The 11,871-nt window shown below is 50.6% G+C and carries 12 protein-coding genes and 1 tRNA gene; 3 read left to right on the top strand and 10 right to left on the bottom strand.

The genetic code is table 11. The features are described from left to right. Positions 1 to 288: 288 nt before the first annotated feature. The 3 genes from V9K95_RS00535 to V9K95_RS00545 form a co-directional block, all read right to left on the bottom strand. Positions 289 to 564: a hypothetical protein gene (locus V9K95_RS00535; RefSeq protein WP_336440138.1), complete on the bottom strand. Its 276-nt coding sequence runs from the start codon at positions 562 to 564 to the stop codon at positions 289 to 291. A 31-nt stretch (positions 565 to 595) separates the two neighbouring features. Then, a complete protein-coding gene (locus V9K95_RS00540) occupies positions 596 to 1,606 on the bottom strand; it encodes a hypothetical protein (RefSeq protein ID WP_336440137.1) in 1,011 nt (336 codons plus the stop codon). 391 nt (positions 1,607 to 1,997) lie between these two features. Beyond that, positions 1,998 to 2,918 carry a hypothetical protein gene (locus V9K95_RS00545; RefSeq protein ID WP_336440136.1) on the bottom strand — a complete coding sequence of 307 codons (921 nt, stop codon included), beginning with the start codon at positions 2,916 to 2,918 and terminating at the stop codon, positions 1,998 to 2,000. Between the two features lie 1,468 nt (positions 2,919 to 4,386). On the opposite strand from V9K95_RS00545, the gene V9K95_RS00550 reads away from it, so the two are divergent. Beyond that, positions 4,387 to 4,536 carry a hypothetical protein gene (locus V9K95_RS00550; RefSeq protein WP_336440135.1) on the top strand — a complete coding sequence of 50 codons (150 nt, stop codon included), beginning with the start codon at positions 4,387 to 4,389 and terminating at the stop codon, positions 4,534 to 4,536. Positions 4,537 to 4,908: 372 nt separating this feature from the next. Next, positions 4,909 to 6,003 (top strand): ImmA/IrrE family metallo-endopeptidase, encoded by a 1,095-nt coding sequence (locus V9K95_RS00555; protein ID WP_336440134.1) that lies wholly within the window; start codon positions 4,909 to 4,911, stop codon positions 6,001 to 6,003. On the opposite strand, the gene V9K95_RS00560 is transcribed toward V9K95_RS00555, so the two are convergent. From V9K95_RS00560 to V9K95_RS00575, 4 genes are all read right to left on the bottom strand, one after another. Further along, complete coding sequence (locus V9K95_RS00560; RefSeq protein WP_336440133.1) at positions 6,000 to 6,917, bottom strand: alpha-glutamyl/putrescinyl thymine pyrophosphorylase clade 3 protein; 918 nt, start codon at positions 6,915 to 6,917, stop codon at positions 6,000 to 6,002. The genes V9K95_RS00555 and V9K95_RS00560 overlap by 4 nt on opposite strands. A gap of 6 nt (positions 6,918 to 6,923) precedes the next feature. After that, positions 6,924 to 7,901: a thymidylate synthase gene (locus tag V9K95_RS00565; protein WP_336440132.1), complete on the bottom strand. Its 978-nt coding sequence runs from the start codon at positions 7,899 to 7,901 to the stop codon at positions 6,924 to 6,926. A gap of 159 nt (positions 7,902 to 8,060) precedes the next feature. Then, positions 8,061 to 8,357 (bottom strand): hypothetical protein, encoded by a 297-nt coding sequence (locus V9K95_RS00570; protein WP_336440131.1) that lies wholly within the window; start codon positions 8,355 to 8,357, stop codon positions 8,061 to 8,063. A 403-nt stretch (positions 8,358 to 8,760) separates the two neighbouring features. Continuing rightward, a complete protein-coding gene (locus V9K95_RS00575) occupies positions 8,761 to 9,150 on the bottom strand; it encodes a hypothetical protein (RefSeq protein ID WP_336440130.1) in 390 nt (129 codons plus the stop codon). Between the two features lie 60 nt (positions 9,151 to 9,210). Between V9K95_RS00575 and mauJ the strand changes: the two genes are divergently transcribed. Continuing rightward, complete coding sequence (gene mauJ, locus V9K95_RS00580) at positions 9,211 to 10,479, top strand: methylamine utilization protein MauJ (protein ID WP_336440129.1); 1,269 nt, start codon at positions 9,211 to 9,213, stop codon at positions 10,477 to 10,479. Positions 10,480 to 10,617: 138 nt separating this feature from the next. On the opposite strand, the gene V9K95_RS00585 is transcribed toward mauJ, so the two are convergent. From V9K95_RS00585 to V9K95_RS00595, 3 genes are all read right to left on the bottom strand, one after another. After that, on the bottom strand, positions 10,618 to 10,920 hold the full coding sequence (locus V9K95_RS00585) for a hypothetical protein (protein ID WP_336440128.1): 303 nt from the start codon (positions 10,918 to 10,920) through the stop codon (positions 10,618 to 10,620). A 397-nt stretch (positions 10,921 to 11,317) separates the two neighbouring features. After that, entirely contained in the window at positions 11,318 to 11,533 is a 216-nt protein-coding gene (locus V9K95_RS00590) for a hypothetical protein (protein WP_336440127.1), read from the bottom strand. Positions 11,534 to 11,684: 151 nt separating this feature from the next. Continuing rightward, positions 11,685 to 11,760: transfer RNA gene (locus V9K95_RS00595), tRNA-Lys, on the bottom strand. Positions 11,761 to 11,871 lie beyond the last annotated feature (111 nt).

Raw genomic sequence — 11,871 nt, forward strand, 5'->3', positions numbered from 1 at the left:
TCGACTTTGGCCTCTGTACCGTCGCGCCTCGTGGTGACGACCGACCAATTGCCGTTTTCGTGGTCGCAGATTGCGCGGGTAAAATCGGACGAGCCAACAAGCGGGAATGTCGAGGCTACCGGCTGCAGATGCGCTCATTTGCGGGCCACGCCGCCGCGGGCCAATCAGGGTTATCGGCAACACGTTCGGGGAGTTGGTTATTTGGCCGCTCTTGCCAAACACACCCACTTGTAAAATAGGATTTCGAAGGAGAAGGCCTTTCGCCTTCGCCTAGATCCACTCCGTCTGTCATTCAATCTCGAAACACCCGTCTGTCACCGCCGCGTAGAGATCATCGGTGATTGAGCAGACTGCTATACGGCGAAGATACTCCTCCGGCGCAATTTTAAGTTTTTTGGCGCGTTGGGTTACCCTCTTGCGGGCAGCTACGCGCACGCTGATAGTCGGTGCTGATAGGCAGGCGTTGTTCGGACCACGCGCTGTAATGGCGCGGGCCTGCTCGCCAGCAAACAAGGCAACCAGGCATACCCCGGGCTGCGTAAGGCCGACATGCAAACCCGCCATGCGGGCCCGTACGAGGTCGCAGGTCAGGAATTTATAGCTCTGTTTCGATCATTAGTTTTGAGCCTTCCTTGAAGGAAAAAAGCTCCATTGGTCCAATGTCAGATAAAGACACAACGTAGGTAAATCGCCATTCTCTTTTCTCAGCGAGCGAAATATATTCATTCATCTGGCTAGCTAGGCGCTTGCTATCGCAAGACACGATAACTCCAAACTTTCGGGTACGCCCGAATTCACTCCAACGAATAGGCTCACTGATCACCACATACTCCATACTGGCGGCGGTTCGCGTGATAAAAGCAGCCGTATTGTACACCTCGCTCCAATCAAGGTCGGCAATAAAACTAAGTCCAACATTGTCCAGACCACGTGGTAGTATCAGTTTGTGGACGAACTCTTCAAACCATGTCACCGGGCGCTTGGCTATCATAGCTTGCCCCATAGATTGCGGTTCGAGAATAATCTGAGCTTTTGCGGTATTGACCAATTGGGCGTGGCGCGAACGCACTCTGTCAAGCATTGCGTCCTGCGATACTTGTCCCTGACCAACCAGAGTCTTACAAAGATCAATAATATCTCTGGCTCCGCCGCCTCGCTTTGCGATTTCTTCCACGACGTCTGTAGTAAGTGAAGTGCACAGACGTGCTTTTGGCGGTAACGACAATCCTGGCAATGGGTGATCACAACAAGCAGCATACGGCCCGGATACGACGCTCACAACAGCTATGGCATCAATGTCATTGTAATCAATCGAAAAATCGCGAAATGCGTTCTTCCCTTTGATGGATAATCCGCCTTGCCAATCGCGGATTCGCCCTTCGGCTTGTTCAATATTGTGTTTCGCCAGATCGTCAAAGTAAGAGCGCCCAGCCGTCATGTTCACGAAAAGCATTGCTCGACCGATGACAACAATCATATCCGCGGGCTCTCGTCCATTTCTCCATAATTTGGGGTGGAACGTTGCCGACGCGCTGACCGAAAAATTTGCGAACTGCGCAACCATCGCCTCTTGCTCAGTCAGTGGACGCGCTTTTCTCTTCGTCATCGGGTGATCCTAACCAAGCGGAATAACGGGCGGGTAACATCTCTAAATGCAGATAATCTTGCAATGACCGTAATATGTTATCCCGTCGGAATTGACAGGCCGGTCGGAACGTTAGCGGTCCGGGTCATCAGGGACGTTGCTACGCTTTCGGTCTTGCTCCTGTCTCCACTATAGCGAAGATAATCGGAGTTTATTTCCAATACTTCGGTTGTCCGGTGCAGTATGAGGATTACTTGACCGCGAATCCAGCAAGCAAAGCCCGAGGAGAAATCCAAGTGGCTCTGTTGCTGCGTGCTTCACCGCTCAAATATGTCACGCACAAAGTGTCCCAGGTTTGTCCCTCAGTTGTCGCGCCGGGACATGTCTATCGGTGCGGTGGGCGCGCACGCAGCTATTCGCCCCGCACCATGGCCAACTGACGGCGGAACTCGGCGTCTGGGATGGCCTGTTTCCAGAAGTTGATGAACCGAGCCACCACTTGCAAGTTTCCCGCCTCGTAGTGGCCGTTACTGTCAATGCGGTCCAGAGAGGGCCGCAGCTGGTCGTCTGGGCCGTCAGCCTGCAACGCGAGCCCCGTGATGGCGCAACGGTGACCCGTTTCGTTGAGCAGTTCATTCAGATGCGCAATAAGCGCCTCTTTCAACAGCCTAAGGTCTTTATTCTTTACCGTACGGGCGACTGTCTGACCGTTGGCGTGCTTTGCGGTCTGTTCCGCCCGATCCGCCATCTCCCAGACTGCCTTGAACCATGCGTCTTTGTAGTGGCCGCTATTCTGGCGTTCGAGCTTACCAACCCACCAGAGCGCGTCCAGCGTCCACAGGTCAACGCCCAGATCACGGACGAGATTGAGCAACACGGCATTGATCAATTCGTATTTCTCGCCGTCTGTAGCACCGCGAGGAAAGGTGGGCCACAGGCCACGGTCGCGCATCTCCGGCTCGCTGGTGCCGTTCCAAACCCCATAGCGGTCCTCGTAGGCCAGGAGCAGGATGGGTGTCAGGGTTGCGCTACCGACCCCGTCGAGCTGCGACGAGGCGGAATCGAACCGCTCGGACAAGGGTAGGGTCTCGTCAACCAGAGTGGTCAAGGCGGCCTGCAGGTTGTTCATGTCGGCTGCGGCGCGGCGGCCGAGGCGTTCCAGCCCCGACCAGTGGTAATTGTGTTTGATGCTCAAGAAATCGAGATAATCCTGCTCGGTCAGGCGCGCCGGGTCGCGGAAAAGCGGTCCGAAACGTTCTAGAACGCCGTCACGCTTAGCGACAGAGTTGCGGATGTCGGGCAGGCTGAGAGCCTTCTTAATGTCAAAGATCATTGGCAGACTTCCTCGGTAATGTTGATCTTGTCGAGCCTGACGCCGAAGCACGCCGCCAATCTCCGCTTCGCCTGTTCCGGCGCAATCGGCGCGATCACGTCCAGAATGTCGCTGCGGTAACTAAAGCTCTCTGGAACCTGACGTCTATAGAGACCTTTTAGCAAATAGCAGGTTCGTCCATAAGCGCTGATCGGCGCGTTCGTATGGAGTTCCGCTCACCACCCTGAGTGGGCTCGCGACCCGGTACCAAGCGTCAGACTATAACCACTAGCCACTCGTGGGGCATGATGGCCATGCCCTTACACGGTGGTCTCATCCAACACACCTTGCAGCAGATCAGGGCAACTGCACCCCATCAGAGCGAGCGCTTGCATGATGATGCCGCGCGCGGGCGATTTGAAAGCTTTAGGGACCGTATAAAGGCACGTGAGGGAGCGGGGCGCAGCACCCCGGTTACTCGCCGAAGTTATCTCTTCTAAGGGGCTTCCTCCCCGAGGATGTCAAAAACCGGAAATCGGGCAATTCCTGTCAAAGGAAATCGACCAGATTTCGGGTGCTTAACGAAGATAATTTTGAGGGCTGAAAGGCATGGTTTTGCAGGCCGTTAAATGGTTAACGGCAACCCGATTTGAGCGGGTTCGAGAAAGAGGGGATTGACGAACCACGAGAACATCGATTCTTATTCGCGTGTTCCCTCTATTAAATATACTCTGAAGGTTGCAGGGCGGTCGGCGACAAGCCGATCCGACCCCGGTGAACTGCACTCGAGACTATTAATAGTACAGAGTAGAGAAAGCGGATTTCAATTCTGCGTCTCTTGTCCCGCATTTGTCCCGGTAATGTTCCCGCTCTGAAATCGTTAACGTATCCGCCGAAAAGGCTATTGAATCCTCGCATCATCCACGCTGAGTATCGCAAGACCCTAGATTTGGTGTATCAGGCTTTCGTTATGCCGGCTGCATAAAGTGCCTTGTTTAGGTCCCTCTGGAAGCAGTCGGCCCAGATTAGCAATACCTTTCGCAGGTCAAGAATCGCTTCCACTGCGCCATTTTGGCCGATGGCTGGAGAATGGGGTCGGAGTGTCCGATGCTACAGCTAGGTTTGTGCATGCTGATAGCAAGCGATGCAGCTCATGTCGGAATCTTTGTATAGACATCAGAAATCTCGCGTTACCCCGTTGCATTTCAATTATAGAAACAAAATCATGCAGGCTGACCTGAGTCGAAATCGTCTGCAATGAAATGGAGATGAAATGGGGCTGCGATCATATCAGAAAAGAGTGCATGAATGGGTTGTTTCATGCTTTCCAGTTCGAGCAACAACTGATTGTGCCGAACGATCGCATAGGTTTCTTGAGGAAGCCCTGGAACTCTGTCAATCGATCGGAGGATCACGAGAGGACGCACATTTACTCGTCGACTACGTGTTCTCAAGACCGATTGGGGATCCAAAGCAGGAGACAGGCGGCGTGCTGGTTACATTGGCAGCGTTATGTAATGCCACTGGTATCGATATGAATGATGCTGCCGAGCAGGAACTTGACCAGAACTGGAAACGAATTGAGACTATACGCGCCAAGCAAGCTTCAAAACCCAATGGATCGGCACTGCCTCAATGACTTTTAGGTGCCTCATGGCCCGGCCATCTTGTTTCGGAGATTCGATTAGTTGAAGGTGTCTTTTGCAGACAATGATCTTCGGGACTGTTGCTGCCTTTTTGAAGTCGCAGAAGATAGGTATGGTTCCCATTTAGCGCACCAACTAATCACACTAATCGCGGACGCTGAAGCGTTCGAATGCGCTGAACAATGGCATGAAATTCTTGTTGATCACATGGAATTAAACGGCGACTCCTTTGCAGTGCATATCGGAACAGAATACATGGCAGGCTTTGTTCCTGTGGGAAATGCATACCTCCGAAACACGCAAGGACGCATCAACTGGTCAAGTGTTCAACGTTTAAAACTTACCAGCATTACAAGGCGACTATGATGGATGAGCAAAATTTAACAAACTGGTTTTCAAAGCCAGGAGACTCGATCCGTGCAATCATGAATCGTAAAAAACTAAGCGTCGAGCAGGTCGGGAGCGAACTTGATGGAGGGATTTCTCTTCTTCGTTCTCTTCTTGATGGTTCACGTGAAATCGACGAGTCCGTTGCTCACAATTTATCGTCTGTGGTTGGTGCCACCGCGACATTTTGGATATCGAGACAACGCAATTTCGAGGCTGCGGTTGGTCGGGTGGTCAACAGCGTCTCAGAGAATGAAGTGAGCGACTTTATTGCGACCATCCCGTCACCCCAAGGCAAAACTCCTGCGAGGATGTCGGAGGCTCGACGTGCCGCGGAGATTCGTAAACGATTGGTGTATTTTAGCGTTTGTAATTTGGACATGTGGCGGAAGAGATACGGCCGGCTAATTGAAAATACCTCCTTTCGCAGTAGCGATGCATATGTCACGAACCAAGACGCTGTTCTTCTTTGGCTACGTCGTGGAGAACTTGAAGCAGATTTAATCGACACAAAACCATGGCAACCGGGCAACCTGCAGGATCGTCTGCATGCCATAAAAAAGCTTTCACTTCAAAAACTACCAGAACTCTTTTTGCCAAAGTTGCGGAAGCTTTTGGCCGAGGCCGGTGTTGCCCTTACCGTTGTGAAAGCGCCATCAGGATGCAGGGCTAGCGGCGCTACGCAGCTTGTAGCGCCTGACAAAGCCATGTTGCTTATGAGTTTTCGGCATCGCGCAGACGATCAGTTTTGGTTCACTTTGTTCCACGAGATTGGTCATCTATTGCTGCATAAAGCCCACACGTTTGTCGACAGCGATTTAGACTCTGTAGATATATGGGAAGATGAGGCAAACGGCTTCGCGAAAAAGTGTATCATACCTGAAGAAAGAACAGCCGAGTTTGAAGAATTGCCTGCCGAGAAGACTGCTGTACTTCGTTTTAGTGCTTCATTGAGGATGGCACCAGGCTTGACTGTGGGTCAGTTGCAAAAACGCGGCAGAATTGGACCTGAGCAACTCAATTTCCTGAAGCGCCGATGGACGTGGGAGCAAATAGGAGCCGTAACAATCTAGCCCTTAAAGTGGGTAAAACTAGTTGGGCTTTTTTGCCAGTTGCAAAGGGCATCTTCCATCACTTGCATTCCGACAACCAGATCTCGGTCAAGGTCGTCCAGCCACCTTTGCATGGATTTTGTGGTGGCACGACCGTTTGGCGTTCCAAGAAATAGGAGACGTACGCCACTAGCCGGCCCCGTCGCCCCCGAAAGATATGCTGATCCGGGCGAGATGGGAGCTATCCCATAGCGGCCGATAAGCGCCAAATAATCGAATTTTGCAAGTCTTCCAAAAGTTACAACAGCACCCAGCTGTCTATACAAATGATCGAAAATAGTCTCGGGATTGTTACCAGCACTTTGCACCGCACGTGCAAAGAAATTCACATGACTGTTACCGATCAATTGTGTGTAGCTGGCGAGTACGCGCGCCATGTTGCGGTTTGACGTTGGACGAAGACTTTCGTACTTACGGTGGTTACCAAACTTTCCTCTAATATTTGTCCAGTTAGCTGATAACCATTGAGTAAAAGCAGGTGGGTTGCTCTGCACGGTTTGCCACGACCACGTTCCTTGCCCTAGCATACCGTAAACGTCTTGTAGTCTTAACCAGCCTGTGTCTGCGGGCCGTGCAAAATGTGTCATCAGGAATACTAGCCAAGCAGCCTCTTCAAAGTTGCCATTTTGCATATGATAAGCAACTGCTCTTTCCGCATCAAATACAGCACTATTGGGATTCGCCCGTTGCGCTGATATCGGTTTTTCTTGAACCCGGCGATAGTAATCTTCTCTCCGAATACTCGCTATGAACTGCATTCCAAGGGCCTCAAGTGCAAGAGGATTGGAAATGCCTGGAAGTTGCCTCACAGTCGCAGCATGGTGCAGCATGGCAGCTTTGAGCCGATTTTTTTCAGTCTGTCGCGCTGGCCACATGTTTTGTTATTCTTTCCCTGGAGTGTTCGAAGTAAATCGCTGCTTTTTGTTTCGTCGGGTTTCCAGATGTGAACGATAAATTTCGTTGTGAAACTCTTTTTTTAGTTCATCGAGGCGAGTCTGGTTTCCCGAAGCCCAGAAGACCTGAACGAGCCGCAGAATATCAGCCCAATACGGCGACTTCATTTCTTCATCAGCATTCAGTTGCACGTTGTTGCTAATTAGGGATTCAGCCTTAAGCAGCTTTGATACCTCAACAAAAGGATCACCTTTTGGCATGCTCGGCATTATTTCGGGTCGTTGCCACCCTTCATCAATATATGACTGCATATTATTGATGTAATCGGTGTAAACGTGCATGCTTCCAACATAATGGTAATAAACGCCTAGCTCGCACTCGAGACTTCGCGCCACGATCTCTTGCAACATTGTGAAGCAGAATACATCGTGTGGCAGGCCAAAATACCCGTCATTAGATCGCATAGTGACCGACAAGTGTAATCTGCCATCTCGCACAAAGAATTGCATGGTGGTGGTACACGGAATTTCCCGAAAGTCGCCCGTCAAGTCCTCAGCGTCAAACAGTTGGATAACGGCTTGTTTGGACGATGGGCGTTGCCTCAACAATTGAATAACATTGCCCAATTGGTCGATTTTTCCACGCATATTGAAAAGCCTGGGGCCGTATGCTCCATGTAGCCGTCCATCATCCTCAGCATCGGTCTTGTATCGGTCGATGTACCGTTCAATAAAAGTCAACCGATCGGACCCGCTCAAATACCAGAGAAGTTCCCCCAGTGCGCTAAAAGGCTTACCGCGGTCCTCCGATCGACTGATCCTTGCCATCGGATTTTCAATTCGAATCAAAACGCCTAAAATTTCTAAGGTATCACCGCGCTTCCCTTTGTTACGTATTCCAGAATTCAACAGGCATGGGTAGAGCTTGATAAGGATGTCATCAATTCCGTCCGCAACTATCTCCATAAATCCCCCAAACACCTCTACCGGGCGTTAACGTTACATGGTGTGAATCCATGGAAACTGTCAACTCGAGTCCGATTAGATAGTAATTTGAAGTCTAACTGCCCTGTTTTATGGAGTCGGGACCGCTCTTTTTTGTTTGCTGGTGTGTTTAATTCCGGATTAATTCGGCTGCCCGTTCTTCGACCAGTGGTCGACCGCTGCGTCGTCAATGTACCGCCCTAGCGACCGCAGATATACAACGAATTCAAGTATGAGATGGTCTCGGTCGCCATACTTTCCCATAACGCGGACAAGCTCAACGGTCACGTTATCGATTTTCTCTTTCGGCAAATCAGCGTCACCGATAGTATAAAATTCGTGTCCAATTGCGCAGATATCGCAACCGGTTTTGATGACATCATCAACAAAGGCGGGTATTTCGCATTCAAGCATGAGTCTCTTCCGTTTGTCAGCCATTGGGTACTTCCTTCGTGGTTTCGGCGTTTAGCGCCGTCTGAAAGACAAACCATTAGGGCAGGGATATTTTCTACTGTGTAATCCTACAGTGCCAACCAACGTGAATATTTTTCGGAACCATACGTCGTTGCATTGGTTCGTTGCCAAACACATGAGCTTGGCAATGGATGATAAAAAACCCAAGAACCACCGCCTCTTCGAAAATCTCAGCAGAGATTCGCAATCACCTGCTTTGCGGAAAGCCGCAGACGGAAGCAATCCGCCCATTGAGATAAACGGGCGATTTGCAGAATTGTTGTGAAGGCTTGACGAGGCGGAAGACGAACAGCGTTGATTACTTCTTTGGATTTTCCCGGGCGAGCTCGATCAGCTCCAGTTCCCGGTTGACAACACCGCAATGTGATCAAGTAGTCAGGGGAAGACTTGCCCTGCTAAGCCCTGCGCCGCATTTTTCCCTTCCGCCACTTTTCCAGTTTGCCAGTTGGTGGAGGGCGGCCAACCGCCTCGACGTATATGTCAGCTTCCTTCGCAGCTTCAATGAAAGCCATGCGCGCAACGCCGGGAACAGCTTGCCATCATAGCATTCAAGCAGCGCATGCTTAGCGGTATCAAGCCTTTCGGTATCCGTGCCCGGCCATTCGTTCACAATGAATTCTGCGGCCTGCATGATGGAGGTATTTATCCTCATCTTGCCAACTTGGCAGGTCATTACGGTTACTTCTCTGAACGGTAAATCTTCCACGAGTCGGTGAACGGGCGGCACATGATTCAGTTCCCCTCTTGCTTGCTTCAACGTTAGCCACCGTCGCAACGCAGTGATATGAAATGAACGAAATATGCTGGGGGATAGCACATGCGTTGCGTAGCTAATTTTGAAGTAGCTTCTGACATGTCGGTCGAGGCCGATAATCACGTATTGAATATCAACGACCCCCACGGACGTTTTAAAGCCCGGATCAAAAATATTCCGCGCTCAGAGTTTACGACTCCCTTCTTGATTTCCATTCACATTTACTTTGATGTCGATGACTTGGCCACTGCAAAAGATGTTGCTGATGACTTACTGGTCAGCTGCCTAAATATGCTGGCTTTCACCACTGGGGCTCGTTATCGAAAACACAGAATTCGGCAAATCGTGGACGTTAGTGATCCTGTCCCGCTCGCGATGAGATATGTGCTCATGTGGAGCGACACGATCAAATACGAAGATCCAGAACCTTATCTAAGGACCGAAATCGCAACATCGATTGAGAGATTGCTTGAATTCAATATTCCACCCGCCATCCAGCGCGCACTGCGTTGGTATAGGCTCGGTATCGATGCATCTTCGCCGGACGATCAATTTACCTACTTTTGGTTTGCTCTTGAAATAGTCGCTGAATTTCAAAAAACCAACGCCAAAGTGCCAGATGCCTGCCCCCACTGTCGGTCGGCTCTTTACTGCGAACAATGTGGAAAGCACCCGGAACATAAACCGTACCCAAAACAGGCAATCCGCGCGTTGATGAAGGCGGCAGATTCAGAGTGCGATGATCTAACGGTGGATTTACTCGATCAGACTCGGAATAGCCTCATGCATGGATCAACGCTAAGGGAGATAGATGCATCATTACCGGCCCCTCATGAAAGTGTAGTTGACATTTTGGGTCGGATTCTCTGGAACGCCCTTGTCAAGCAGTTCCCAGACGAAAATATTGCGGCGGCTCCGGAACTATGTCGGCCTGAAAGATTCGTGAACTACAAGCTTGACGCTATTGTCCATCTGCAGACAATCGTACCCGTTGATCAAGAAGGAAATTTTGTTCTCGAATTCGCTGGTTTCCAAGCAGCACAGAAGCCTTTCGGACCACCGCAAAGTGCTTTGCCATTTGGTGTAAGAATGACGCTTGAGCACTATGACCAACTTCTGAAACTGGGCTATTCAAAGAGCGATCATCAAGCCATGCTACAGCGCATTGTGCAGAGAAGAATTCAAGAGCAAAATGGTTTCATTGACGTGCTAGTCTTGGCAACGGATATGACACTCGTCCAGCAAGCTTTAGAACGAAAGGAAGAAGGAGCTTGGCAGGACGTTTTCCGCGACATTTTTAAACCAACTGATCTTACTGGAAACGAACACTGAGACACGCCCACCCTCATCACATTCCGCGTTTGTTGCGCCATGCTTTTCTGTTCTCGCGCGGATGCCAATATTCCACTGGCAGATCTTTTCCACCCTCTTTTTCTTCGGGGTATTCTGGCCAACGCTAAAACTCGGCTTTCACCTTGTCGGCAGCCTGTTGTTTTGTAGGAACGATGCCGAATAGGTAGGCCTTCCGAAAGTCGCCGTGACCAAGCTGGAAATACCATTCAAAATCGCCAGCGCGATGGCCTGAAATGTGCGGGAAATCCTTTCTACTATTTGACCTTCGACCAAAGCAACAAAATCTCCCAGCGCTGTCTCGCCGCCAATGACAGTTCTCTTCCATGTCAGCAGCTTCACATCGTCACAATGCAGCGCGACGTGAAACGGGTACTCTTGGTCGATCAATGTCGCTGGCGGTTCGCCTCTGCTTCTGTACATATCAGTGCCTCGAAAGCTTTGGCTTCCAGCCACGGGAATAGCCGAAGCCCATGGCGAGCGACGCATATTCGAGCTCTTTGGTAAGATAGGCGCGTTCTTCGACCAGCCTGGCAATGGCGGCGAACGCATCGCCGCCATGTTCGGCGATCAGCTAGTCCGCTTCTCTCTCGTAATCTTGTTCCGGTTCATTCATGGCTCTCTTCCTTTGAGACAAGCTTGCCCACCCCACACAGGCAGGTTTGATAGTCGTAAAATGTCATTAGAACGGTCGCCGCTACCGCCGATGTTCTATTAATGTTCTCATCGGTAGTCTGAGTCAATATTTTTCACGGATGAATAAAGCTAGCCGTCGGCCCGCCACTCAGTTCGTGTCGGGTTGCGGAAGTTGGGTGGCGCCTTAAGACTGAACTTTCCATCGCTGTATGCGATCGCGAATGGCGGAGAACTTATCCTGCTTGGCGCGGACTAATTCGATTTCGTGTTCCAACCTCTCCCATAGCGGGAAGTAGATCTCGCCATCTTTGCCGGAGCGCTCAATCTCAAACGCCAGGCGATCGAGACACCACTCGAGCTTCTGGATAATCTGATCATCTGAGAGTGAGGAATAATCCATGTTGATTCGTAGCTCCCAACAAAACCCCATTGCATAGAACAAGATCGAGCCCTACCGCGTTGCGCAATTGGAACCCATACAGAACCCAAATTCTACTTTCTCATAATAGTAAGTAGGAGGGGTCCTAATCTATTGATTTTAGAGAGGATTTTGGTGAGCGCGCGGGGGTTCGAACCCCGGACCTACTGATTAAAAGTCAGTTGCTCTACCGGCTGAGCTACGCGCTCCCTTGAAAGCCATAAACTGGCCTCGGGAAGTGCGGCGGAACATAGGTGCGAGATGGCAATCGGTCAACAGCTATTGTGCATAGTTTCTGTGATAAAAAGCGTTGTTTTTAC

Source organism: Phyllobacterium sp. CCNWLW183 (genome assembly GCF_037203775.1).
Taxonomy (GTDB): Bacteria; Pseudomonadota; Alphaproteobacteria; order Rhizobiales; family Rhizobiaceae; genus Phyllobacterium; species Phyllobacterium ifriqiyense.